Source organism: Pseudonocardia sp. McavD-2-B, assembly GCF_024124365.1.
Lineage (GTDB): Bacteria > Actinomycetota > Actinomycetes > Mycobacteriales > Pseudonocardiaceae > Pseudonocardia > Pseudonocardia alni.
Genome location: NZ_JAMXSG010000004.1, coordinates 35,404 through 60,135 on the forward strand (window position 1 = coordinate 35,404; position 24,732 = coordinate 60,135).

The window sequence follows — 24,732 nt, forward strand, 5'->3', positions numbered from 1 at the left end:
CATCGTGGGTTGGGGCGACGGGCGGGACGGCATGGCGCGACCACCGCTGCCGATGGGGACACACGGCGAGATCTGGACCAAACGGCGAGCAGGCTCCAGCAGCGGAAGCTACGTCGCTCGGTGCCGCTTCCGCGACTTCGACGGCGTGACCCGCTGGATCGAGCGTTCGGGTCCGACGAGGTCGGCGGCCTCGCGGGCTCTACAGGACGAGATCCGTACCCGAACCCGGAGCGTCGTGTCGGCGCCGCTACGACCAGAGAGCCGATTCGAGCAGGCGGCCGAGCTGTGGCTCGTCAAGCTCGACGCACAGGTCGCCGACGGCGCCCGGGCTGTGACGACCGCCGACCTCTACCGCCAGCGCCTCCGGTCGATCATCCTCCCGGCCGTTGGGCAGTGGCGGCTGTACGAGTGCACGATCTCGCGTCTCGACGGCTTCTTCGCCTCGCTGTCGCCGCGGCATGGTGCGGAGTCACGTAAGACGGTGCGCACGATCGTCTCGTTGATCCTGCGGGTCGCCGCGCAGCACGAGGCCATCCCGGACAACCCGATCCGCCATCTGGACCCGATCGAGAAGGGCTCGCGCAAGCCCTGCGCGCTCACGCCGGTCGAGCGGAGACACTTCATCGACTGGCTGAATGGCCGATCCGACGACCCGAACGAGGCGCGGGAACAGGAGAAGGCACGCCGCCGCGACCTGCCGGACATCGTGACGTTCATGCTCGGCACCGGCGTCCGGATCGGGGAGGCGCTCGGCGTGCGGTGGTGCGACCTCGATCTGGAAGGGGTGCCCGTCGTCGACGGCGACTCGATGCGGGCCGTGCCGATCGTCGCGATCACGGGCAACATCGTTCGCCACCGCGGCAGGGGGCTCCAGCGGCACGACGGAAAGACCGAGACGTCACTGCGCATCGTCCCCCTGCCGCAATTCGTCGTGACGATGGTGCGGAATCGCGAGGTCGACGGTCCGGAGGGCCCTCTGTTTCCTGCCGCTGCTGTTTCCGGTGGTCTCGGATGGAAGGATCCGAACAACATGGCGACCTATATCCGTGAGGCGCGGAAGGCGGCGGGAATGGACTGGCCGGTCACCAGTCATACGTTCCGGAAGACCGCGGCTACGATCTGGCACGACTCCGGAATCCTCACCGACCGTCAGAAGGCGGATCTGACGGGGCACGCGAAGATCAGCACTCTGACCGACATCTACGTCGCCCGCGGCGAGCTGCACCCCGCCGGCGCGGCCGTGATGGACGCGGCTTGGATGGATTCCTGATGTTCACACCCTCCGCTGAGCAGTTCGTCGACGATGGCTGTGCGTCGCTCGCCGGAGGGCAGCAGGCGGCGGACAGGCCGGACCGCTACCGGATTCACTCGGACCCGACGTGTTGCTGGAGGACGAGCAGTCCTGCAGCCGTCGAGCGACGAGATCTCGGACCGCGGGCGGCGGCCCGTACGGATGCCGCGCTGAGGCGCTGCCGTGGCGCTCACGCGGCCGACGCTCTCGAGCCGGCTGCTGTCGCTCGGCGCTCGTCCGCGTGTTCGACCGGTCGCGAATCGGATCGGCAGGGGCTCGCGCCGGGAGCGGCGGGCCGGTCATCCAGGGGGACCACCTCGTCGGACTCGACGTCGATGCGCTGTCCGACGCGATAGCCACGGCGGTCCGGTACCGCCACCACGATCGGCGCCCTGTCGGGATCGAACGACCGTTGCGAGCGACCTCGACCCACGAGAAGTCGCCGAGCGGTGATCGCCCCGCTGATCCGGGCCCGCGATGTTCGACGCCTGAAAGCTCAGACGCGACCACAGGCAACGTGAGATCCTCGCCCCGGGGTCGGAGGAGACATTCCCGACTGTCAGTGCGGCGCCTCCTGGTCGTCGGATTCTCGGAGCTGGGCGCGCCGCCGGTCGTCGCTCCTGAACAGCCGGTCCAGGTGCGCGTCGATTGCGGCGAGGGCGTCCTGGGGTTCGATCACGTCGAGCTCGATGAGGGGGGTGAAACCGGTGAGGGCGAGGAGCAGGTTGGTCTCGGTTGCCGGGTCGCGGTCGGTGTCGATGTGCCCGTCGGCGATGGCCTGGCGGACCAGCTGCTCGACGAGGGTTCGCCCTTGGGCGATGCCGTGGCGTGCCTGCTCGTGTACGGCGTCGTCGTGCAGTGCCTCCAGGACGTAGGCGGCGCTCATGCGGCTGGTCGCACGGGCATCGGCATGCAGGGGGAGCATTTCCGCGAGTGTCACCTGCAGCACGTCGCGGGGGTGCGGCCGTTCACCGAGTTTCTCCAGTCCTCGGCGTATGCGTGCGGAGGTCTGCTCGGATGCGAAGTCCATGGCGAAGGAGAGCATGGCGGTCCGGGAAGCGAAGTAGTGCTGCAGCTGCCCGAGCGACATGCCCGCCTCCTGTGCCACCACGCGCATCGTCAGCTGTGTGACGCCGCGTTGCTCCACCACCCGCCACAGCGCGCGGGCGATCGTCTCGCGGCGCCTGCGGTGGTCCACCTGCTTGGGCATGCCGGTTCCTCCCTCGTGCCCGGGGCTCGCCAATACGGTTGACATAATACACTTGACCTATAATCCTGGTTCTTCCCGCGGGAAGCGGAGCTCGTGTCCGAGCGGACACGGGTACGGATCGCGGAGGGGCGTGCAGGAGCGCCGGGGGGGGGACCTGTGGTGGCCAGCGGCATTCATGACGACCGACTCCGCTCAGGACCCTCCGCTGCGTCGTGCCCGCCCCTTCGACCAGGTGGTCTGGGACGCGGTGATGCCGGGGCCAGGCGTGAGGTGTCCGTCGCGATAGGGGGATTGCAGTGGACGGGGTGGTGAGGACGAGGTCCGGCGCGGTGAGGGGTGTGCCGGATGTCGATGTGGTGGCGTATCTGGGGATCCCTTATGCCGCGCCGCTGCACGGGGCATTGCGGTTCCAGGCGCCGCGACCGGCACCGGGGTGGGCTGGTGTGCGGGAGGCACGCGAGTTCGGGGCGTGGGTTCCGCAGCAGGCGATCCCGTCCGCTGTCTCCGGGGCCACCACCGGTGAGCTCGCCGATCTGCGTGGTGCGTCCGGCGCGGAGTGTCTGACGCTCAACGTCTGGACACCGCGAGCACGAGACGGTGCCGGCGGTGACGGGTTGCCGGTGCTGGTGTGGGTGCACGGCGGAGGTTTCGTCGGCGGCTCGGCGAACTCTCCGGGCTTCGACGGCACACAGCTGGCGCGGGACGGGGTGGTCCTGGTGTCGGTGAACTACCGGGTCGGCTACGAAGGATTCGGCTGGGTGCGCGACGCCCCCTGGAACCGCGGGGTACTCGACCAGCTCGCCGCGTTGCAGTGGGTGCAGGACAACATCGTCGCGTTCGGCGGTGACCCGGGTCGGGTGACGGTGTTCGGACAGTCTGCAGGTGCGACCTCGATCGCCGCGGTCCTCGCCGGGGGCCGCGCGGACGGGGTGTTCCACCGCGGGATCGTCCAGAGCCCCGGCCACGTGTTCGTCCCGCCGGAGGAAGCGCGCGCCGTCTCCACGATGATCACCGAGGAGCTCGGTGTCGCCTCGACTGCCGAGGCCCTCGCCGCCGTCCCCGCTGAAGCGATCCACGACGTGCAGTGGAACCCGGTGACGCTGATGTCCGCTGATCCCGATGCCTGGAGTCATCCGAACAGTCCCTACGGCGTGGTCCTGGACGGTGAGTTGCTCAGCGAGTTGCCGTGGGCGGCGATGCGGCGGGGCGTCGGCCGCTGCATCGACCTGATCTGCGGATGCACCGCGGCTGAGGCGCGCATGTTCACGGCGAACCTGGACCCGGCCGCTGCCGATCCGGCCGGTGTGGCCCGTGGTGTCGGCCTGGATCCGGCCGCGGTGGACGCCTATCGCCACGCCCGACCCGGTATCGGTGACAGTGACCTGTCCACGTTGGTGCTCTCCGATGCGTTCTTCCGGCTGACCGCGCACCAGGTTGCCCGTGCCCACGCCGAGGCCGGCGGTCGCACGTTCTTCTATGAGTTCGGCTGGGTCGGGGATCCGGTGTTGGGCGCCTACCACGGTCTCGACCAGTCGTTCGTGTTCGGTCTCCCGACCGGCCCGCTCGGCTGGGACCTCGGTGCCCGACCCGGCGAGTTCGTCACGCTGTCCACCGCGATGCGGTCGGCCTGGACGCAGTTCGCCGCCAGCGGGGATCCGGGCTGGCCGCGGTACCGGCCCGACGAGTGGCTGACCCGGATCTGGGACCTCCCGCCGACCGTCGGCGCGGACCCGACCGCGGTCTCGGCCGAGATCTGGCAGCGACACCACCGCACCACGACATCGCAGTGAGGAGGTGCAGGTTCCACATGGCCGCAGTGAACGCGACCGTTCTGGCCGCGCCGGGGGCCGCCGAGCCACCCGCGGTGTTCGTGCACGGTGTGCTGTCCTGGGGCACCGACGACCGCTACGGGTTCGGCCACCAACGCCCACTGGCCGCACACCGCCGGCTGATCCTGATGGACCGCCGCGGTCACGGCGACAGCCCCGACCTCGAGGGCCCGTACCGGACCGACTACGCGGTCGACGCCGAGGACGTCATCGCGCTCCTCGGCGACGGCGCCCACCTCGTCGGACACTCCTACGGCGGGGTCGCCGCGATGCTCGCCGCCTCCGCCCGGCCCGATCTCGTCCGGTCGCTGTGTCTGATCCAACCCGGGGCGCTGCGTGTCGCCGAGGACGAACCGGTGGTGCGGGACATGCTCACCCGGGCCCGCTCCTCCACCGCGTCACTCCCTGCCGACCTCACCGCCGCGGACTACCTGCGCCTGTCCACCGAGCCGCTCGGGATGCCCACACCGCCCGCGACTCCGCAGCGGCTGCGTGTGGCCTGGACGTCCATGGGGGAGCGGCCCTGCTGGGACGCCGAGATCGAACTGGACCCGCTCGCTGCCGCATCGTGGCCGGCCTCGGTGATTGTCGGCGACTGGGCTGGGGCACCCGCAGAGTATCGACGCCTGGCCGGCGAACCGTTGACGGCGGCGGCCCGCGTCCTCGCCGAGCGCATCGGCGCCGAGCTGCTCACCGTGCCGGGTTTCTACCCGCAGACACAACAACCGGATGCGATCAACGACGCGCTGACCACCCTCTGGGTCATGGCGTCGTGAGCGCACTGCGCTGTGACACCCGCCGGAAGACGGCCGGGATGCGCCGCGTCGTCACCGATGTCTCCGCCGATGCAGCGCTGCGTCGAGGCTCCGCGCAGCCGGCAGGGTCCGTACTCCGACCGTACGACGCCCCCGAACGTCGTGCTGCCGGGCCGACCGGCCCCGCCCGCCGAGCTCGGGCGCGCCGAAGCGGCGCTCACCGCGGATCCGGCCACCAAACCCGTCAGATGTTCGTCCACCACTCGAGATGGAGCAGATTCCCATGACGCAGTACTTCCTGACCCTCCCGCACGACACCGCCGACGAGCCGACGATGGAGTCGATGCAGGACATGGACCCGGCCGAGCTGGAAGCGATCATGGCCGCAGTGGAGAAGTTCAACACCGACCTGAACGAGGCCGGCGCATTCGTCACCGCGGGCGGTCTGGAGCCGCCGTCGACCGCGGTCACGGTCGAGGTGACGAGCACCGGAACGATCCGCATCCCGGAGCCGTTCGTGAAGGCCGACCAGTACGTGGGCGGCTTCTGGATCATCGAGGCGGCCGACCAGGAGGCGGCATTGGTCTGGGCCGAGCAGGCTTCGGCTGCTCTGCAGTCCCGGGTCGAGGTTCGCGCTCTGCAGTCGGCACCGGAGTAAATCCCGCTCCGATACGAGGACGCGCCCGCCGAACCAACGACGGTTCGGCGGGCGCGGGTGCAGGACTGCGCACCTCGGCGACTTCGGCAGCGGATGGCACTGTTCGACAGTGAGGCAGAGCGGTCGCGTAGCCGGCCTCGTCGGCACGGGTCTTGAACGCGGAGGACCGAGGCGCTCGCCGACCCGGTGCGTGCCCCTCGGCTCCGCTGGCCGTGTCGCGGGCGTACACGGCCGAGTCGCCTCCCGAACGGGGTCTCCAGCCTTTCGAGACGGGTGCGGAGACATCGGGAACGTCGGGAACGTCAGTCTGCGGGGCTCTGCGTCCCCAGGGGGTCCGCGCACTTGGCGGCCGGTTCGAGGGCAAGGACGGCGAGAAGCGTCCGTCGTCTCACGATTCCCCCGGTCCCGCGCGGTGGTGGCCGAGGTGACCGAGTGGTGGGCTTGCGCGGGCTCGTCCCCGTAGCCCCGGCAGAGCCGCTCGGCCATGTCTTGCAGGACGAACTGAATCTGATCGGGCGTGGCGGTGGCGGCGAGCGCCAGCGTGGCCATCCCGTGCTGCATGGACCACAGCTGTGCACTCCACACCCTGGCGAGTGTCGGGTTGCCACGGAAGCGGCCCGTGTCGAGGCAGCGACGGACGTGTCCGGTCATACGGCCTCCCCGGGGTCGGGGTCGGAGTCGTGCTCTTTCGGTGTTGGGGGTCGGCATGAGACGACGAGAGACGAGTGAGGGGCGCTACTTCGCGCTGCGGACGTTCGGTGTCGACGGTCGTGGTCGTGTGACGCCGGTCTGGCTCGCCGCGCGCGGCGACGGTCGGCACTACCTGCTCACGCCAGAGCGCTCCCGAAAGGTGAGACGGCTCCGGCGGGATCCCCGGGTACAGGTCGCGTTGTCGGACTTTGATGGAACGGCCCGGGGAGAGTGGCGCCATGGCCGCGCCTACGTGGTGGACGGGGCGGAGCGCGAGGTGGGACTGTCGCTGCTCGGTGCCCAGTACGGGCTGTCCTTCCGGTGGTTCCGGCTGGTTCTCGCGCTCGGGCGCCCGCGTCGTGCAGGTGGGCGGGCCGTCGTCGTACGCCTTGACCTTGAGGCTGCTCCGTGAGGCGCGGCCGAGTCGAGGAGCTCGTGGCCTCGGCGGTGCCCTCCGCGGTGTTCGTCGCAGTTACGACCTGGTCCGGCCTGGTCGTCGGCGTCCTGGTCGCAGCGGCGACAGCACTGCTGCTCACCGTTCTCGCCACCCTTACCGGTCGGTCGGTCGTGCGCGTGGCCTCGGGTCTGGTCGGAATCGGCGTGACCGCCGCGATCGCCTGGTCGACCGGGTCGGACGCGGGGATCTTCCTGCCCGACATCTGGTGGAGCCTCGGCGCGGGCGTTGCCCTCCTGGGGTCCGTGGCCATCGGGTTCCCGCTGGTCGGCGTGCTGTGGAGTGTTGCCCGTCGAGAGCCGATGGCGTGGCGTGGCGACCGGCCGTCCCGCCGTGCAATGACGACAGCGACCCTGGCCTGTGCCGCAATGTTCGGCGCGCGCTTCACGGTGCAGGGCGAGCTCCTGGACGCCCACGAGCTCGGCAGGCTCGCCACGGTGAAGATCGCGATGGGGCTGCCGTTAACTCTCGCTGCGCTCGGCGTGGTGGCGTGGGCGATCCGCACGGCGGAGCGCCGCCGCAGGTCGGCGTGGCGGTCGTAATCGTGATGGCGATCGGCGCCGGAATCGGCGGTCTCACGCTGGCACACGGGCTTCCACGAGCAGGTTGTCCCCGACATCGACGAGCTGTTTGATTACAGCCGTCGCGGCCGGCGGGAGCGTCTGTCCCCGAGTTCGCTGTCACGACCTACCTATAGAATCGCCGCGATTCTCGGGTGATCGTCCACGCCCCTCGACGACCCAGCCCGCGTGACACCGCTCGTGACACGAACTCTGGTCATCGGAGGTGGCTGTGGTCCTCCGACGGGACTGTCGCAGAGAACGTTGTCGCAGGTCGTTGCCCTGGTGGCCGTCTTCCGCGCTCTTTACACCCGAGCGGTCGCAGGTTCGCACCCGTCGTCAAGGCGCTCGTGTCGCATGAACGCCTTGCGGGGGAGGGCGACGCGTAGCCCCACTCCCAGCCCATCACCCCGGTGCCGTGCCCACCTCCATCGATCTGTCCTAGCCACATCTATGTGCTACGCGGGGAGGCTCGCCAGCACCCGGTGGGCTGCCTGTTCCCCGGATGCAGCGGCATCGGCGAGCGAGGGCATGTCGAGCTGGTAGTCGCCCGCCAGGTGCACCGGGCCGAGGGAATCGCGGAGGGTGGCCAGCGAAGCCCTGCCACCGGGGGCCCAGAACGGCACCACCCGCGGGTGCCGCCGCAGGATGCCCGGCTCGACCTTGCCCTCCAGCTCTGGGTAGAGATGGAGGAGGTCAGCGGTGAACCGGGAGACGATCTCCTCGTCGCTGAGCTCGAAGAGGGCATCGGCCTCGGCGCCGCCCGCGAAGCAGGCGAGCGCGCCTCCGGGCTTGCGGACGCTCCCGCGGCGCAGGGCAGCGGCGTGGTTGAAGACCGCCTGGAAGGAGAGCTCCGGCGTGGAGATCGCGAGGAAGTCGTCCCACTGCTGCGGGCCTTCCTCATGGGTGAAGAAGCCCACCACGATGTACCGGCCGTAGTGGATGGACTCGAAGGCGCTCCGGTAGTTCGCGGGAAGGCCAGGCATGATCGTGACCGCGATGTCGGCGGGGACCGCAACGATCGCGCGGCGCGCGCGGATCCGGGCTGGTCCGTGAGCGTCCTTGCAGTCGACGACGACGCCGTCATCGGTCCACTCGACCGTGTGCACGGGCGTGCTGAGGCGGATCCGACCGCCGAGGTCGTTGGCGAGGATGTCGGTGAGGGTCTGGTTACCACCCTCGGGCAGGGTCAGGTTGTCGACCTTCTCGGGGTCGGTCAGCAGGATGCCCATGGAGAAGACGAACTGGGTCGCGGCTGTCTCCTCCGGCTCGCAGCCCATCCACTGCCCTGACCACGAACGGACCATGTCGCGGGCGAGCTCGGACCGCACACCGCGCAGGACGAAGTCAGCGCGTCGGTCGTCGAGCCTCGCTCGGACCCGCTTGGCGAGCCTGTTCTCGGGATTCATCTCGAGGAACGGCACGTTCGCGAGGATCCTGGTGCCGACGGCGGCGAGGCCGAGCCGATCCCGCCAGGTCATCGACGACCGGAACATCACGCGGAACGGGTTGGAGGTGTCGACATGCTTCCCGCCCAGCGACAGTGCGACCGACTTGCCCTCGAGGGTTCCGAGGGAGACGTGGTGGCGATGGAGCGCGTCGATCAGGGGACCGGTGCCCTCGGTGAACTGCGTTCCCACGTTGATCCAGTAGTCACCCTTGCGGACCGTGTCGACCCGGCCGCCCGGGCGATCGCTCGCCTCGAGTACGACGACGTCTCGATCGGCCAGCGCGGTGGCGGCCATGAGACCGGCCATGCCTGCGCCGATGACGACGACCTCGTGGGACTCTTCGCGGACCGTGCGCGACGCGGTCATGGTGCTCAGCTCGCCTTCTTGGTGGTGGTGGTGGAGCGGTCGAGTGCGGAGGCGACGGAGGCGACGAGGCGTTCGGTCGCCCGACGGCAGCTCGGGCTGACCGCGGTGTAGGAGAGGTAGCCGTGGACGAGACCGGCCTCGCGTTCCACGTGGGCCGGGACGCCCGCCGTGAGCAGAGCGGACGCGTAGGCGAGTCCGTCGTCGTGGAGGGGGTCGAAGCCCGCGAGGTTGACGATCGCGGGGGGCAGCCCGTCCAGTGATGCGGCGCGGTACGGGGAGATGCGCGGGTCGGCGACGTCGCTCCCGGCGGGCACGTAGTTCTCGACGAACCATGCGACCTGCTTGGCCGAGAGGGCGGGGGACCCGGCGAACTCGTCCTGGGAGGGCCGGTGCTCCACCAGATCCGTCACCGGCTGGATGAGCACCTGGAGCATCGGCTGCACCGCCTCGCCCCGCACCTGCTGGCACAGGACTGCGGCGATGTTGCCGCCGGCGCTCTCCCCGGCGAGGACGATTCGGTGCGGGTTCACACCCCACGAGGCGGCGTGCCCGATGACGTACCGCCAGGCGGAGCGGGCATCGTCCTGCGCGGCCGGGAAGGGGTGCTCGGGCGCGAGGCGGTACTCGACGGACACGACGTCGGCACCCGTGCCGTGGGCGAGCATGCGCGCCGGGGCCGTGTAGCTCGCGCGGCTGCCGATGACGAACCCGCCGCCGTGGAAGAAGAGGAGCATGCCTCGTTCGGGCGTGCCGTTGCTGTAGCGCGTGAGCAGCACGCCCTCGTCGGTCTCGAGCTCCTCCTCGACCGGGCACGCCGGGATCCGTGAGGCGAACAGCATCAGGTCCCGCTCGGTCGTCGCGCGTGCCTCGACGGGCGGCAGGTCGCTGTAGTCCGGACCGGAGTCGCCGAGCTTCATCAGCAGCGCGACGTCGGGTGCCATCGTGTCGCCGGCGGCGTTGGTCGCGGGCCGGGCGAGCAGCCGCTGGAGCGGGGCCGGCAGTCGGCTCAGGAGGACGAGCAGGGTGCGCTGCAGGCGCTGTACGACGGTGAGGTGGGGCGCGCTCATGACGCGGCCTCGACGTCGACGAGGTGCGGAGACTCGACGGCGCGCTTGGAGAACCGGAGGTCGCGGTGGACCAGGCGTCCCCGGAAGAGCCGGTTGTCCCTCACGAACGTCGTGTGCATCCGCCACGGCTTGCCCTTGCCCTGGCTGGGCAGCTCCGACTTGGCGCGCTGCATGTAGCCGGAGGTGAGGTCGAAGAGGTCCCTGGTGGGCATGCCCGCCGGGGGGACCGGTACCGCGGTGTCGTAACCGTTGCGGTCCATCTCGCGGATCACGTCGGCGACGAGGCGGGTCACGTTGCGGATGCGGAGGGTCCAGGTCGCCTTGGTGAAGCCGAGCATCATGGCCCAGTTGGGCACGCCGGACAGCAGCGAGCCGTGGTAGAGCACGGTGTCGGCGACATGGACAGGGGTGCCGTCGACCGTCGGCTTGATGCCGCCGAGCATCTGCATGATGAGTCCGGTCGCGGTGACGATGACGTCGGCCTCGAGCGTCCGGCCCGACCTCAGCAGGATGCCCTCAGTGGTGAAACGGTCGATCTGGTCGGTCACGACGTCGGCGTCGTGCTCGCGGATCGCCTGGAAGAAGTCACCGTCCGGGGTGGCGCACAGGCGCTGGTCCCAGGGGCTGTACGGCGGCGAGAAGTGGGTGTCCACCGGGTATCCGGCCGGCAGCTCCTTGGTCGTCAGCGACCGCATGAGCTTGCGTCCGAGGTTCGGGAACCTGACCATCACCGTGACGAGGAAGTGGTCGCGCCAGATGTTCTTGCGTCGCGTCATGGCGTAGCCGCGCTTGACGCCGAACAGCGTCATGAGCCGCTGGGCGACCTTGTCCACGCGGGGGATCGACGCGATGTAGCTCGGGGTGCGCTGGAGCATGGTGACGTGGGCTGCCGCACCCTCGCCCACGAGCATCGCCGGCAGCATCGTCACGGCAGTTGCGCCGCTGCCGATGATGACCACGCGCTTGCCGCTGTAGTCGTAGTCCTCCGGCCAGTGCTGCGGGTGGAGGATGTCGCCTTCGAAGTCGTCACGGCCCTCGAAGTGGGGCTCGAAGCCCTGGTCGTAGCGGTAGTAGCCGGTGCTGCTGAAGACGAACTTGGCCGTGATGGTCTTGTGGCTCTCGGTGCCGTCCTCGTCGGTTGCGGTGACCCCCAGCGTCCACCGCGCTTCCGTGCTGGACCAGTCGGCAGCCGTGACCCGGTGACGAAGCCGAAGGATCTTGTCGAGCCCGAACTCCGTAACGGTCTCCTCCATGTAGCCGCGGATCAGCGGGCCGGCCGCGATCGCGTCGTCGTGCAGCCACGGTTTGAACTCGTAGCCGTAGTGGTGCACGGCGTCGTCGGACCGGATGCCCGGATACCGGAACAGGTCCCAGGTGCCGCCGATGCTGTCGCGGCCCTCGAGCAGAAGGACCTTCTTGTCCGGGAAGTCGTTCGTCAGGTACGTCGCCGCACCGACGCCGGAGAGCCCGGCGCCGATGACGACGATGTCGGCGGTCTCCGTGGTCGTGTCGTGGCTGGACATGTCCGTCTCCTTAGTTGGTCATCTGTTTATGACGAGCGCCCAAGTGTGTGCGCCGGGTCACCTGCCGTCAAGGGGTCGCACCGCCCGACGGGGAGGCGGGTCAGGTGGTTGACAAAGGCGTCGGCGGCGCCGCAGCATCATGGACGAACATTTAAGTCGAACGACTAAGTTCGCTGCCAGCGAGAGGATCGCATCGATGACCCGATCCACGACGATCGCCGCTCCGCCGCCGCTGACCGAGTCGTTGCGTATCGCGATCGAGGACGACGCGAGTCCCGTCGTACGACTGGTCGGACGCACGCTCCGTGACGCCGACCGTCTCGGTCCGGGTGGCGACCTGATGCAGTGCAGAGGTGTCGTGACCGTTCGTTCGCACGACACCCCGCAGGTGGCGACGGTCGCGATCGGCCAGGACGGTGTCGCGGTTGCCGGTCGACCGCCGAGCAGGTCCGACGCGACGCTGGTGGTCGACCTCGGTGCGCGATTCGCGCTGACGGAGAACCCGGCCGGCGATGACGATCTGGCAGCGGCCGTCCTGCGGTCGCTACGCCCGCCGGTGCCTCACTGGCGCGACGCCGCCGCGCGATTCTGGGGCCTCACCCGGGACATCCCGGGCATGCCCGACGGTCTGGTCGTCAACGCGACGAGCCCGGACGGCGCCGACCGGATCAGCATCGGCGACGGCACGAGGAGGTACGTCCTCAGCGGGCCGGCCGACCTGCTGGCCGGCGTCTTCAGCGGCGCCGACGACTTCCTCGCCGCTCTGGCCGCAGGCCTGCGCGTCCAGGGCACCCTCTCGCAGCTGTCGGTGATGACCGCTGCTTCCTGGAAGGTCCGCTTCGATGTCTGAACTCACCCGGACCCGTCACGCCGTCCGCCTCGAGGCCACCAACCACGAGGGAAGCCTCCTGGGAAAGAACGTCTCGCCGGCGAAGTTCGAGGCGGGCAAGGAGGCCGGCTTCGCCTTCGCCGACATTCTCTTCGCGATCGACCTCAACAACGAGATCGTCCTCGGTGACGCGTTCCCCGAGTGGCGGGGCAACCTCTACGACATCCACATGGTGCCCGACCTCAGCACCCGCGTGGAGTGGAGACCAGGCCTCGACTCGGTCATCGGGGACTACTGGCTCAAGGACGGCCGCGCCGTTCCCCTCTGCCCCCGCAACATGGTGCGTCGTCTCGTGGACCGCCTCGCCCATCTCGGGTACGACGCCACGGCGGCCGTCGAGATCGAGGCGACGCTCTTCGAGGAGTCCGTCCAGGAGGCCCGAGCGCGCGGTTATCGCGACCTGACCCCCCTGGGCGGAGGCACGGGCGCGACATACCACCTCGCGCGGTCGAGCGACTGGGTCGACTACATGGACGCGGTCGTCGCGCGGCTCGACCATCTCGGCATCTCCTGGGAGGCGTGGACCGACGAGGCCGCTCCCGGCCAGACCGAGCTGAACCTCGCACCGACCGACCCGCTCCGACTGGCCGACAACTGGGTGCGCACCCGCCAGGTGATGCGGGAAGTCGCATTCGAGCAGGGCCACACCGTCTCTTTCATGGCCAAGCCCACGGCGGGGTTCGGGCAGGGCGCCCATATCAACATCTCGCTGCAGCGCGACGGTGCGAACCAGTTCTTCGCCGACGACGGCCCCTCGGAGGTGATGCGCCACGCCGTCGGCGGTCTGCTCGCCACCATGGCCGGCGCGACCTCGGTCGTCCTGCCGCAGATCACGTCGTACCGGCGGCTCGTCGACCTCACCGGCCCGCCCACGACGATCAGCTGGGGGGTCAACAACAAGACCGCAGCGGTGCGTGCGATCACCGGCCACCCGGGGTACTCCCGGCTGGAGTACCGGCTCCCCGGGGCCGACGTGAACCCGTACCTCGCGATCGCCGTGGTGCTCGCAGGAGTTCTGGCCGGCATCGAGGGCCGGATCGAGCCACCCGAGCAGGTCACCGACATGGCGTGGTGCCTACCGGACGACTCCGGTGTCGAGCGTATCCCCGACACCATGTCGAAGGCGTGGCGGGCGCTTGCCATCGACCCGTTGCTGCGGGAGCACCTCGGCGACGAGTTCGTCGACTTCTGGGTGGCCTCGCGACGCTGGGAGTGGATGGAGTTCCACACGAAGGGCGGCGACCCGTTCGCCGAGCTGTCCGGGTGGGAGTCGACGCGCTACTTCGAGTTCCCGTGATGCGGCCCCTGATCGGTATCACCGGACGCCGGGTCCGGTTGTCCCTGCTACAGGATGCCGACCCGAGGTACGGCGACCGCTGCATCGACACCGCGATGTCGGACTTCGCGACCAGGCTCGGGGAGGCCGGCGGCCTTCCGGTCCACCTGTCCTACGACACCGACCCTGCGGGCGTGTGTGAGTGGCTCTCGGCCGTGGTGATCAGCGGCGGACAGGACATGCACCCCGCGTGCTGGGGTGGCGACACCTCCGTGGTGCGCAACATCGACCCGCGGACCGACCCGATGGTCCACGACCGCGAGCGTGACGCCTACGAGGTCGCCATCGTTCGAGAGGCGCTCGACCGCGGAATCCCCGTGCTCGGGGTGTGCCGTGGCATGCAGGTCCTCAACGTGGCGCTCGGCGGGAGCCTGGTCCCGGACCTGTCGGAGGGTGCGGTCAGTCACCTCTCGCCCGACGTCGCGCCGACCGACGGCACCGCCGATCATGTCGTGACGTTCGAGGACGGGTCGCTCGCTGCGAAGATCCTCGGCGGCGACGTGATCACGAACTCGTGGCACCACCAGGCCGTCGGCCGGTGCGGCGCCGGCGTGGCTGTCACCGGCCGGACCGCGGACGGCGTCGTCGAGTCGATCGAGGTGCCAGGACGCCCGGTGCTCGGCGTGCAGTGGCACCCGGAGTGGATGACGAGCAATGACCCCACGCTGGGCTGGGTCGTCGCGGCCGCAGCCCGCCACCTCGAGCAGAGGAGCACCCCATGACGACATCCGTGAGGGCCCGCCGGCCTGTCGTCCCCGCCGCACGGATGGGCGACGAGCCGTCGATCCCGACGCTGACGGCGTTGCTGGCACGACGCGCCCGGGACGCGGGGGACCGCGATTTCCTGCGATTCCCGGAGCGATCGTGGACCTTTGCCGACATCGACGCGTGGACCTCCCGGCTGGCGCACCGGCTGATCGGCACCGACGGTGTGTGCCCTGGCGATCGGGTCGCGATCATGCTGCCCAACGTCGTGCACTGGCCCGTCGCGTGGTTGGCCGCGCTCAAGGCGGGGGCGGTCGCCGTACCGGTGAACTACGGCTACCGGCGTGGTGATCTCGCGTTCGTCCTCCGGGACTCCGGGGCCCGGACGGTCGTGACCGACGGTGAGCGGGCCGCGCTGGTGGCCGAAGTGCTGGCGGCCGAGCCCGACCTCGGTGACGTCCGGATCCTCGACGTCGCCGACGACGGCTCCGAGGCCTTCCCGATCTCGACGCCGGAGGTCGCGGTCGAACCGGGCACGCTGGCCAACCTGCAGTACACCTCCGGCACCACCGGCTTCCCTAAGGCCTGCATGCTCACCCACGGCTACTGGGCCCGGCTCGGCTGGGTCTGCGCTGCAGCAGCCGCGCTCGACGGACAGGACGTGCTGCTCACCGCTCAGCCGTACTCCTACATGGACCCGCAGTGGAACACGGCCCTCGCCCTCACGCTCGGTGCGCCGCTGGTCGTGCTACCGCGGTTCTCGGCATCGACGTTCATGGCGGACGTACGCCGTCACCGAGCGAGCTTCGTCTACGTCCTCGGCTCGATGCCGACCCTGCTCTTCAAACAGGCGCCGCATGCCGACGACCGAGCCAACGACCTCCGTGCGGTGTTCTGCTCCGGTATCCCGGTCGCGCTCCACCAGGAGCTGGAGGATCGGTGGGGCGCCCCCTGGCGCGAGATCTACGGCATGACGGAGTCCGGGGTCGACCTGTTCAGCCCTTTCGGGGACCGCGCCGCGGTCGGCAGCGGCAGCCTGGGGACCCCGGTTCCGTCCAAACAGGTGCAGGTCATCGACCCCGCCGGCTCGGGGGCGGTGGTCCCCGAGGGTGAGGCCGGTGAACTCGTCGTCTCCGGCGCTCCGCTGATGAGCGGCTACTGGAACCGGCCGGACGCGACTGCCGCCACGCTGCGGGACGGCTGGCTGCACACCGGCGATCTCGTGGTGCGTCGTCCCGACGGCGGGATCCAGCTCGTCGGTCGGATCAAGGACATGGTGCGCCGGGGAGGCGAGAACGTCGCCTGCGCCGAGGTCGAGGCCGCACTGGAGCGGGACGACCGGGTCGTCGGGGCGGCCGTCGTCGCCGTACCGGACGACATTCTCGGCGAGGAGGTCAAGGCGTTCGTCCAGCTCGGAACGGGTGTCCCGGCCGACCGAGCCACCGCCCGGGACGTCCTCGATCGCGCCGGTGCGCAGCTCGCACGCTTCAAGGTGCCCCGCTACGTCGAGTTCGTCGCCGACTTCCCCCGCACCCCCTCCGAGCGGGTCTCCAAGCCCGCGCTCACGGCCCGCGCCGAAGCCGAACCCGGCACCACCCACGACTTCGCACGACCAAGGAGCTGAACATGACCGGCCCTTCGACCACGGGCGAGCACGTCGACGTCGACGTCATCCGCGACGTCGCCGTCCTCACCCTCGACCGGCCCGAGAAACTCAACGCTCTCGACGTCGCCACCCGGCTCCGGCTGGCCGAGCTGATCCGGGGGCACGGCGCGGGTGACACCGTGCGGGGCATCGTCCTCACGGGGAGGGGCCGCGCCTTCTCCGCGGGAGAGGACCTCACCCAGGTCCCGACCACCGAGTCCGAGGTCCGCCAGGCCTTCGAGAGCTTCCACGACATCACGCGCGCCATCCTGGCGACCCGCGTCCCGGTCGTCGCCGCCGTCAACGGCCTCGCCGTCGGTGGCGCCTCCGAGATCACGCTGTCCTGCGACGCCCGGATCGGCACACCTGCGACGGAGTACTTCCAGCCGGAGAACGCCCGCGGGCTGACGATCTCGAACGCCACGAGCCTCCTGCTGCCCCGGCTCGTGGGCAACAACGCCATGCGGATGGTGCTCGCCTCGCCACGCATCTCGGCCGACGAGGCGCTGCGGATCGGCCTGCTCGACGAGGTCGTCGAGGCCGACGGCCTGGTCGACCGTGCCATCGGAACGGTCCATGCGTGGACACCCGACGGCGGCACGACGGCCCTGCACCTCGCATTGCTCCGCCCGCTCGCGGCCGAGGTCGAGGCGGCGTTCGCGCGTGAGGACGCCGCTGCCCACGAATCGTGGACGAGCGGACTGCTCACCGCCGGTGTCGCCGGCTACTGGAAAGCGAGGGAGACCACCACATGATCAGCACCCGAGCCGCCGTACTGAACGAGATCGGCGCCGCGCTCGAGCTGACCGACATCCGCGTGGACGACCCGGAGCCGCACGAGGTCCGGGTTGCGGTCACCAACGTGGGTCTGTGCCACAGCGACCTCCACTACATGACCGGCACCGTGCCGACCGAGCTCCCCGTTGTGGTCGGACACGAGGTGGCCGGCGTGGTCGAGTCGGTGGGATCGGCGGTCACGTCCGTGCGGCCCGGCGACCGCGTCGCCGGTGCCCTCACACCGTCATGTGGCCGCTGCGTGAACTGCGAGGTCGGCCACTCGACCCAGTGCCTGCGGCTCGACGAGATCCGGGCGCGTCCGCGACCTGCGTTCGTCACCGCCGACGGGCGGCCGATCGAGCGGCTCGCGGCCATCGGCGCCTTCTCGCAGCACATCCTGCTGCGGGAGAACGCGGTCGTCCGGCTTCCCGACGACGTGCCCCTGCACGTCGGCTGCCTGCTGTCCTGCTGCATCATCACCGGCGTCGGCGCCGTCTTCCGCGCCGCGCGGGTGCGTCCGGGCAGCACCGTCGCGGTCGTCGGCTGCGGCGGCGTCGGTTCCGCGATCATCCAGGGCGCCCGTCTTGCGGGCGCCTCGGCCGTCGTGGCGATCGACCTGGACGAGGAGCGGCTGAAGGCGGCGCGCACGTACGGCGCCACGCATGTCATCAACGGGGGGGACGGGGACACCGTCGCCGACCTGCACCGCCTGGTGGGCGATGGCGTCGACTACGCCTTCGAGGCGGTCGGGTCGGCGGCGACCGCACGGACCGCGCTCGCGCTCCTCCGCCCGACGGGCACCGCGTGTCTCGTCGGCATCGCCCCGATGGGCACCGAGATCAGCCTGCCCGCGATGGACTTCTGGTACCAGGAGAAGAAGGTCATCGGCTCCTACATGGGCTCCGGTCAGGCACGGGACGACATAGCCCAGTTCGCGCGCCTCTACCAGCAGGGCCGCCTGCAGCTCGACGAGATGGTCACCCGGGTCGTGCCCTTCGCCGAGATCAACCAGGGCTTCGAGCAGATGAGGTCCGGCGCCGTGACCCGCGTCGTCGTCGACCTCCAGGTCTGATGGGAGACCGACCCATGAACGAACCAGCCATCCCCCAGCCGGTCAACTACATCGCCGACGAGTGGTGCGAGGCCACGCCCGCCCCTGATAGCTGGAACCTCGACCCCAACACACTCGCGCCCGTGCACCGGGCGGTCAGCACTCCTCCCGACGAGGTCGAGCGCGCCCTGCGCCACGCGGAGGCGTCGTACGACCCTGGCCCCTGGGACCAGGACGCGCGCCGGGAGCGGGCAGCTGTGCTCGACCGCGTCGCCGACAACCTCGAGGGCCGGCTGGAGGACATCGCCCGCACCGATGCACTCACGAGCGGGACGCCGATCAGCGTCACCCGGCTCGTCGCGGCGTTCCTCCCGCACCGGATCCGCGCCACCGCGGCCGACTTACGGAACATCCCGCGGGTCACCGCGCTCGTCGCGGGCGGGCGCGACGTCCGTCTGCACAGGGTGCCGTGGGGTCCGGCGGCGATCCTGACGCCCTGGAACGGGCCGAGCTTCATCCCATCCGCCAAAGTCGTGAGCGCTGTCGCGGCCGGCTGCCCGGTCGTCCTCAAGCCGTCCGAGCACGCGCCCGGCAGCGCGCAGGTCGTCGTCGAGTGCTTCGTCGAGGCCGGACTGCCCTCCGGGTCGCTGCAGCTGGTGCACGGCGCCGGCGACGTCGGTGCGCAGGTGACGGGCGATCCGCGGATCAAGGTCGTCTCGTTCACGGGCGGACCCGGTGCCGGGCGAGCCATCGCCCATGCGGCTGCGCAGGACCTCAAGGTGCTTCAACTCGAGTTGGGCGGCAACAACCCGGTGATCGTCCTCGACGACGCCGACCTCGACGTCACGGCGGACGGCATCCTGGCCGGGATGACCAAGCTCAACGGCCAGTGGTGTGAGGGCCCCGGCAAGGTCCTGGCTCCGCGCCAGGTCGTCGGTGCGCTGGTCGACGCGCTGACCGAGCGGATCGGGAAGCTCGTCGTCGGCCACTCGCTCGCCGACGACAGCCAGGTCGGACCGATCTCCAACGCGCCGCACTTCCGCACGCTGCAGGAGCGGATCGAAGGGCTGCGCGAGCTGGGAGCGGTCGTGCGCCAGCCGGCCCTGCTCCCACAGCTGGACGGGTACTTCCTGTCGCCGACGGTCGCGGTGGGGGCCGACGCGTCCCGGGCGACGGCCGAACTGTTCGGCCCCGTGGTCTCGGTGCACGCCGTCGATTCGGCGGAGGAGGCGCTGCGTATCGCGAACGCGAACCCCTCCGGCCTGGACGCCTATGTCTTCGGCACGGACACCGACCGAGCCATCGACGTCGGCGCTCGGATCCTCGCCGGCGAGGTGCGGGTCAATGGTGCCAACGTCGCCGACCTGGGAGACGACTCCGCACAGAGCTTCTGGGGGCCCGCAGGCATCGGCGGGCACGGACCCGCCGAGTCCGTGCGGGTCTTCTGTGGTGAGCGGGTCGTGGGGGTCGACTCGCCGGACCTGCCCCTCTGAGTCTGGGGTGGCGGTCGGACCTCAGGCCTTGACCGCGCGCTTCCGCCGGGCGGGCTTGGCAGTGACGGCGGAGAGCCGGCCGGCGATCCAGGCCTCGAGAACAGAGCAGTTGATGTCCATCTGCGCGCGGGCGACCGACGCGTCGCCGTAGGTCAGCCAGTTGACCCCGAACCCGTCGGCGAGGCTCGCCATGACATAGGCGACCTCGTCGATGAGTTCCGCCGGCACAGGGTCGGTCGCTGATGCCTCGTGAAGAGCCTTGCGCAGCGCGTCAAGGGCCTGGTCGTACACGGCAACGCCCCGGTCGCCGTGCTGTCGGCGCGCCCAGTTGATGAGCTCGAAGGTCGCGGCCGTGAAGTTGCGGGAACCGAGGTAGCACTCCATGACACTCCGCAGGATCTTCTCGGCCGCCTTTGGAAGCGTGGTCGGTGAGTCGCTGACCTCGACGACCTCGATGACCTCGCGATACTTGCGGGAGACGAACTCGAAGACGTCTGCGAAGAGGTCCTCCTTCGAGTCGTAGCAGTAGTGGACCATCGCGACGTTGGCATCGGCCTGGTCGGCGACCCGGCGAGTGGTCGCGCCGTCGATCCCGTGCGTCGCGATCACCTCGACTGCGGCATCGATGAGCTCGCGACGTCGCTGGGCGACGGGGATCCGTGCCATCGGCTCCTCCGGTGGGGCAGTCCAGAATCGGACGTTTGTCTTAGTCGGTCCAAGCCTAACAGGCCAGCAGAACGCTGGATGTTGGTCAACAATCTTGGTCGTGCGTATTGATTCGTTGACTAACTCCACCGTACGGTATGAGCCACATCACTGAGACCGCCCGGAATCGGAGAGCATCCATGCCCCAGAGCCACGAGGCAGCCGGAAGCGGCAGCCGTACGACGGCAGGTCGCGAGCCGAGCAGGGGAGCGCTCATCGGCGTCGGCGCGTTGCTGGTCGTCCTCACCAACGCCGTGATCTACATCTTCCCGCCGCTGCTGCCGGCCATCCAGGCTCAGTACGGTCTCGCCACGGTCGCCGAGACGACGTGGTTCTTCACGGTCCTCACGCTGGGTGGGGGAGCGGGCTTCATCCTCCTGCCCCGGCTGGCCGACCTTTATGGGGACCGGCGCGCGAACGTTGCGGCGGCCGCATTCCTCACCGTCGGCGCGCTCGTGCCCGCATCGGGCGACTCCTACCCGGCGCTGCTGGTCGGCTGTTCCCTGATGGGCTTCGGGGGAGCAGCCCAGGTGCTGCCCCTCGGGTTCCTACGCCGGGGCCTGGGCGAGGGCGGCATCACGAAGGCCGTCGCGATCCTGGTCATCGGAACGGGCGTCGGGATCGTCGCGGGCATGATCGGCGGTGGGCTGATCGTGCAGAGCTTGTCGCTGCGGAGCTTCTTCGTGATCCTGACCGCGATCGGTGCGATGACCACGCTCGCGTCCTCCCTGCTGATCCCTTCTGCCCCGCCCGCTCTGCGGACCGGGCGCATCGGAGTGCTCGGCACGGTGTGGATGATCGCGTGGGTCGGCGCGATCCTGTTGACGCTGACCCAGGGCCTGGTGTGGGGCAACGCCGCGCTCATCCCGCTGGTGCTCGGCGTGGTGGGTGGCATCGCCTGGATCCGGGTCGAGCGCAGGTCGACCACGGCGGTGTTCGACGTCGCGCTGATGAAGGCGCCCCTGGTCACGGCCTCGTGCATCTGCATCGCCCTGTTCGCGGCCGTGAACGCGGCGTTCCTGCTCCTCGTCAGCACCTACGCGCAGATCGTTCCCGAGGCGCTGAGCCCCGTGGACTCCTACGGTCTCGGCCTCAGCGCGATCGGGACCGGTTGGCTCATGCTGCCGTTCGCCGTGACGTTCGTGGTGGGCGCTGCCATCGCCGACCGCCCGGTCAACAACGGCCGCGTGGTACCGGTCTTCGTGGCCGGGGCGGTGATCAGCGCCGCCGGGCTGGGGTGGCTCGCCCTCGCGCACGACCGGCCGTGGCACTACCTCGTGGGCGCCGCGGCCATCGGCCTGGGGTGCAGCATCGGCTACGCAGCAGGCTTCACGCTGGTGCAGCTGGCGGTCCCCGAGGAGCGGGCGGGGATGGCGACCGGCGTCGCCGGCACCTTCCTCGCCGTCGGCTTCGCCTTCGGATCCGCGCTCGTCAGCGCCGATCTCAGCATCGCCCTCGTCCCCGTCCTCGGCACGTCCCTCGAGGTCGCGGCCGAGGGTCTCTACGGCGTCGGCTACTGGCTCTCGGCGGCACTGGCCCTCGCCGTCGTGCTGACGGTCGGGGTCTCGAGCACCCGCGCCCGCCGTCGCACCGCCCGGACCGCGGCATGACCGGTCCGGTCCCACCCCATCACCCCGAGGAGATGACATGAAAGAAGACATCTACGGCCTGACGTTCGTGGTCGCCGATCTGGTCATGATCGTCTGTGGCTTCTGGGCCGGGTGGCGCTTCATCAGGCGCTACCGCAACTACCTGCTCGGCATCGAGTGGCTTATCGTCGCGACGTCCGGCGTCAACTTCCTCATCTGGTCCCTGCGCTTCGCCGACGATCCCGCAGGCAGCGAGGCGAGTGGGCAGTACGTCTTCGCGTTCTTCCTCGACGCCTTCTCGCGCTCGATCGGAATCACGCTGCTGCTGGTCGTCGGCCTGATGGCCGTGACCCACCGCTACAAGGCGAGTCTGGCGGTCGAGATCGGCGTCTTCGCGCTGGCGATCGGTTTCGGGCTCTACTTCGCCCAGCCGAAGTACCGTGCCCACGTCGATGCCAACGGCGAGTTCATCCTCCACCAGGGGCCGGCCACCTTCTACCTGGTGGCGAACCTGCTGACGCTGGCCTTCCTCGTCTACGTCGTGAAGCGGTTGTGGGGCATCGGCGCCACCCGGGTCGCCGTCGCCACCCTGGCGGTCAGCCTCGCTGCAACCGCCGTCGCACTGACCTACGACTTCTTCCCGATGCCCGACACGGTCGACCCCATCGAGAGTCGCCCCCTCTTCTACACCTTCGCGCTCACTGTGTGGGGGCTGCAGATGCTCACCTACCTGTTCGCCTACCGCGCCCTCCACGACCACAATGTGGCAAGTGGGGTCGAGAAGGCGGAGAAGAACCACAGGGCGGCGACGGCATGAAGACCGACCGGGTCATCTACTCGACCTTCAGCGGATGGGTCGACGCGCCCACGGACGTCCGTCCCGCAGCCGACGGCGATATCGCCTGCAGGGTGGCCGTGATCGGCGGTGGTGTCGGGGGCATGTCGACCGCCCTCCGGCTCGCTCAGCGTGGCCAGGACGTCGTGCTGGTGGAGGCAGAGTTCTGCGGCTACGGCGCGAGCTCGCGCAATGCCGGCCAGCTCGCCGGCGCCCCCGGTGGTGATCTGCAGCTGCTGAACCTGCTCTCGCGTAAGAAGATGCCGGGGATGATGCGGCTGGCCGAGCACGCCGCTGCTCACGTCGAGGACTTCATCGGCAAGCACGGCATCGACTGCGACTACGAGGCGACCGGCAACGCCTTCGCTGCGGTCTCCCGCGGACAGATGGGCCGGGTGCGACGGGTGGCGAAGATCGTCACCCGCGCAGGCGGCCGTGTCGAGGTCGGCACGGCTGCCGAGCTCGGGATCCCGCGCGGGTTCGTCGGCGGGATGCGTGAGGTGGTCGGTGGTCGCTTGAACCCGGGCAGGTTCAGCCTCGGCATGCGCCAAGTCCTGCTCGAGTCCGCCGCGCGGGTCTTCGAGCAGACGAAGGTCACCGAGGTCGTGCGGGACGGCGGTCAGGTCGTGCTGACGACCCCGGGGGGACAGGTCCGCGCCGACCACGTCGTCCTCGCGACCAACGCGTCCGCCGGTGAGTGGGGCATCACCCCGAAACACCTGTCGGTGCCGATCTACGTCATCGAGGTGGAGACCGAGCCGATCGACCCCACCCGGATCGCCGCCCTCGGGTGGACGAGCGGCATGGGCCTCGTCACCCAGCACGCCATCATGGAGAACTACCGGCTAACCCCGCGCGGGACAATCGTCTTCGGTGTGCGGCGACTGGAGCGTGGCATCGGCTACCCCCTCCCGGACAAGGTCCCCGACGACGCGCTGGTCGAGGAGCTTGCAGGCGCCTTCGCGCGTCGCTTCCCCTCGCTGGCCGACGTCGCGATCGAACGGGCGTGGGGCGGCTGGATCGCAATCACCTCGTCGTGGCTGCCGCTCGCCGGCCAGCTCGGCGACAACGTCCACTACTCGATCGCGTGCAACGGCCACGGGCTGGCGCAGGCGCCGTACGTCGGGACGCTGATCGCTGATGCGATCGTGGACGGCGAACGGCACGAGGACCTGCAGACGCTGTGGCACGAGAAGCCGAAGTTCCTTCGCCCCATGATGATGGGCCGTGCCGGCCTCCGGATGATCTGGGCGTACGACCGCCTTCTCGACCTGGTCAACGGAAGCCAACGCAACGCCCGACGCGGGGCGGTTCGGCTCAGCTGAAAGGCTGTGCAGGGCGTTGGACGCCTCGGAGGGTTCCTCGACATCGGGCAGTGCCGTTCCGTGAGGTGGGAACGGCGGGACGAGGTCGGGGTTTCATCGGCGCGCTGTGGTCCGTCGCCGGCGGGAAGAGGTAGCCGGTCGCGCGAAACAGGATGCCGAGGCGCCGTCGCAATCGGCTCAGACGACCGCTTCCGGACGTGCACTGCGTGGTCTGACCGGCCACACGGATTCCCCCACGCTTACGCCTGTGGGTGGGCGAGCATCGTCCACCCCTGCTGATGATCCAAGGAGCGTTCTAGCAGCGTGAACGTGGATTGCAGACCATGGTCGACCACCGTTAAGCACGAGACTCAGTACCCGTCAGGTTGCCGGTTCGAGCCCGGCCCGCCGCACAGAGGTGCAGCTCAGAGGCCGGTGCTGTTGCTCCGTTGCGGCGGCCTTCGACGATCGACACCGATGGACATCCGTCGGACGTCAGCCGGGCGCGGACGGCGTGGTCGTCGTCGGCGGGCAGGCAGCCCCGGCCCC

The 24,732-nt window shown here is 69.9% G+C and carries 21 protein-coding genes; 16 read left to right on the forward strand and 5 right to left on the reverse strand.

Annotated elements, in window-relative coordinates:
- The first annotated feature begins 4 nt into the window (after positions 1-4).
- The gene (locus NH602_RS01525; RefSeq protein ID WP_253066784.1) at positions 5-1,270 is read left to right on the forward strand and encodes a tyrosine-type recombinase/integrase; all 1,266 of its coding nucleotides are present in this window, start codon (positions 5-7) and stop codon (positions 1,268-1,270) included.
- Positions 1,271-1,850: 580 nt separating this feature from the next.
- Here the strand turns inward: NH602_RS01525 and NH602_RS01530 are convergent.
- A complete protein-coding gene (locus NH602_RS01530) occupies positions 1,851-2,501 on the reverse strand; it encodes a TetR/AcrR family transcriptional regulator (RefSeq protein WP_253066785.1) in 651 nt (216 codons plus the stop codon).
- Positions 2,502-2,809: 308 nt separating this feature from the next.
- Here NH602_RS01530 and NH602_RS31730 point away from each other — a divergent pair, with 308 nt between their 5' ends.
- The 5 genes from NH602_RS31730 to NH602_RS01550 all read left to right on the forward strand — a co-directional run bounded on the left by NH602_RS31730 (position 2,810) and on the right by NH602_RS01550 (position 7,429).
- The gene (locus NH602_RS31730; protein ID WP_308292797.1) at positions 2,810-4,291 is read left to right on the forward strand and encodes a carboxylesterase family protein; all 1,482 of its coding nucleotides are present in this window, start codon (positions 2,810-2,812) and stop codon (positions 4,289-4,291) included.
- Positions 4,292-4,308: 17 nt separating this feature from the next.
- On the forward strand, positions 4,309-5,106 hold the full coding sequence (locus NH602_RS01540) for an alpha/beta fold hydrolase (RefSeq protein WP_253066786.1): 798 nt from the start codon (positions 4,309-4,311) through the stop codon (positions 5,104-5,106).
- 262 nt (positions 5,107-5,368) lie between these two features.
- The gene (locus NH602_RS01545; RefSeq protein ID WP_179762075.1) at positions 5,369-5,743 is read left to right on the forward strand and encodes a YciI family protein; all 375 of its coding nucleotides are present in this window, start codon (positions 5,369-5,371) and stop codon (positions 5,741-5,743) included.
- 706 nt (positions 5,744-6,449) lie between these two features.
- Positions 6,450-6,845 carry a pyridoxamine 5'-phosphate oxidase family protein gene (locus NH602_RS32120; protein ID WP_374210113.1) on the forward strand — a complete coding sequence of 132 codons (396 nt, stop codon included), beginning with the start codon at positions 6,450-6,452 and terminating at the stop codon, positions 6,843-6,845.
- Positions 6,842-7,429 (forward strand): DUF3159 domain-containing protein, encoded by a 588-nt coding sequence (locus NH602_RS01550; RefSeq protein ID WP_253066787.1) that lies wholly within the window; start codon positions 6,842-6,844, stop codon positions 7,427-7,429. Before NH602_RS32120 ends, NH602_RS01550 begins: the two co-directional genes overlap by 4 nt.
- Before the next feature lie 476 nt (positions 7,430-7,905).
- Here NH602_RS01550 and NH602_RS01555 read toward each other — a convergent pair whose 3' ends face one another.
- From NH602_RS01555 to NH602_RS01565, 3 genes are read right to left on the reverse strand one after another with little or no spacing between them, the layout of a single operon-like run.
- The gene (locus NH602_RS01555; RefSeq protein ID WP_253066788.1) at positions 7,906-9,264 is read right to left on the reverse strand and encodes an NAD(P)/FAD-dependent oxidoreductase; all 1,359 of its coding nucleotides are present in this window, start codon (positions 9,262-9,264) and stop codon (positions 7,906-7,908) included.
- Between the two features lie 5 nt (positions 9,265-9,269).
- Positions 9,270-10,331 carry an alpha/beta hydrolase gene (locus tag NH602_RS01560; protein WP_253066789.1) on the reverse strand — a complete coding sequence of 354 codons (1,062 nt, stop codon included), beginning with the start codon at positions 10,329-10,331 and terminating at the stop codon, positions 9,270-9,272.
- Complete coding sequence (locus tag NH602_RS01565; RefSeq protein ID WP_253066790.1) at positions 10,328-11,854, reverse strand: NAD(P)/FAD-dependent oxidoreductase; 1,527 nt, start codon at positions 11,852-11,854, stop codon at positions 10,328-10,330. Before NH602_RS01565 ends, NH602_RS01560 begins: the two co-directional genes overlap by 4 nt.
- A 196-nt stretch (positions 11,855-12,050) precedes the next feature.
- On the opposite strand from NH602_RS01565, the gene NH602_RS01570 reads away from it, so the two are divergent.
- Genes NH602_RS01570 through NH602_RS01600 form a run of 7 tightly spaced genes read left to right on the forward strand, consistent with a single transcriptional unit; the run spans position 12,051 to position 19,750 of the window.
- On the forward strand, positions 12,051-12,704 hold the full coding sequence (locus NH602_RS01570) for a hypothetical protein (RefSeq protein ID WP_179760466.1): 654 nt from the start codon (positions 12,051-12,053) through the stop codon (positions 12,702-12,704).
- Positions 12,697-14,040, forward strand: coding sequence for a glutamine synthetase family protein (locus NH602_RS01575; protein WP_179760465.1), 1,344 nt, complete (start codon positions 12,697-12,699; stop codon positions 14,038-14,040). The genes NH602_RS01570 and NH602_RS01575 overlap by 8 nt, the downstream gene beginning before the upstream one ends.
- The gene (locus NH602_RS01580) at positions 14,040-14,801 is read left to right on the forward strand and encodes a gamma-glutamyl-gamma-aminobutyrate hydrolase family protein (RefSeq protein ID WP_179760464.1); all 762 of its coding nucleotides are present in this window, start codon (positions 14,040-14,042) and stop codon (positions 14,799-14,801) included. Before NH602_RS01575 ends, NH602_RS01580 begins: the two co-directional genes overlap by 1 nt.
- On the forward strand, positions 14,798-16,408 hold the full coding sequence (locus tag NH602_RS01585) for a class I adenylate-forming enzyme family protein (protein WP_218899229.1): 1,611 nt from the start codon (positions 14,798-14,800) through the stop codon (positions 16,406-16,408). The genes NH602_RS01580 and NH602_RS01585 overlap by 4 nt, the downstream gene beginning before the upstream one ends.
- 2 nt (positions 16,409-16,410) lie before the next feature.
- Positions 16,411-17,184 carry an enoyl-CoA hydratase/isomerase family protein gene (locus NH602_RS01590; RefSeq protein WP_179760463.1) on the forward strand — a complete coding sequence of 258 codons (774 nt, stop codon included), beginning with the start codon at positions 16,411-16,413 and terminating at the stop codon, positions 17,182-17,184.
- Positions 17,181-18,278, forward strand: a complete 1,098-nt coding sequence (locus NH602_RS01595) for a zinc-binding dehydrogenase (RefSeq protein ID WP_179760462.1) — start codon at positions 17,181-17,183, stop codon at positions 18,276-18,278. The genes NH602_RS01590 and NH602_RS01595 overlap by 4 nt, the downstream gene beginning before the upstream one ends.
- A gap of 14 nt (positions 18,279-18,292) precedes the next feature.
- On the forward strand, positions 18,293-19,750 hold the full coding sequence (locus NH602_RS01600) for an aldehyde dehydrogenase (RefSeq protein ID WP_253066791.1): 1,458 nt from the start codon (positions 18,293-18,295) through the stop codon (positions 19,748-19,750).
- Between the two features lie 21 nt (positions 19,751-19,771).
- Here NH602_RS01600 and NH602_RS01605 read toward each other — a convergent pair whose 3' ends face one another.
- Positions 19,772-20,416, reverse strand: coding sequence for a TetR/AcrR family transcriptional regulator (locus NH602_RS01605; protein ID WP_253066792.1), 645 nt, complete (start codon positions 20,414-20,416; stop codon positions 19,772-19,774).
- A gap of 179 nt (positions 20,417-20,595) precedes the next feature.
- Here NH602_RS01605 and NH602_RS01610 point away from each other — a divergent pair, with 179 nt between their 5' ends.
- The 3 genes from NH602_RS01610 to NH602_RS01620 are packed head-to-tail and all read left to right on the forward strand — an operon-like array spanning position 20,596 to position 24,204.
- The gene (locus tag NH602_RS01610) at positions 20,596-22,065 is read left to right on the forward strand and encodes an MFS transporter (protein ID WP_253066793.1); all 1,470 of its coding nucleotides are present in this window, start codon (positions 20,596-20,598) and stop codon (positions 22,063-22,065) included.
- A 37-nt stretch (positions 22,066-22,102) separates the two neighbouring features.
- On the forward strand, positions 22,103-22,861 hold the full coding sequence (locus NH602_RS01615) for a transporter (RefSeq protein ID WP_179760458.1): 759 nt from the start codon (positions 22,103-22,105) through the stop codon (positions 22,859-22,861).
- Entirely contained in the window at positions 22,858-24,204 is a 1,347-nt protein-coding gene (locus NH602_RS01620) for an FAD-binding oxidoreductase (protein ID WP_256493506.1), read from the forward strand. The genes NH602_RS01615 and NH602_RS01620 overlap by 4 nt, the downstream gene beginning before the upstream one ends.
- Positions 24,205-24,732 lie beyond the last annotated feature (528 nt).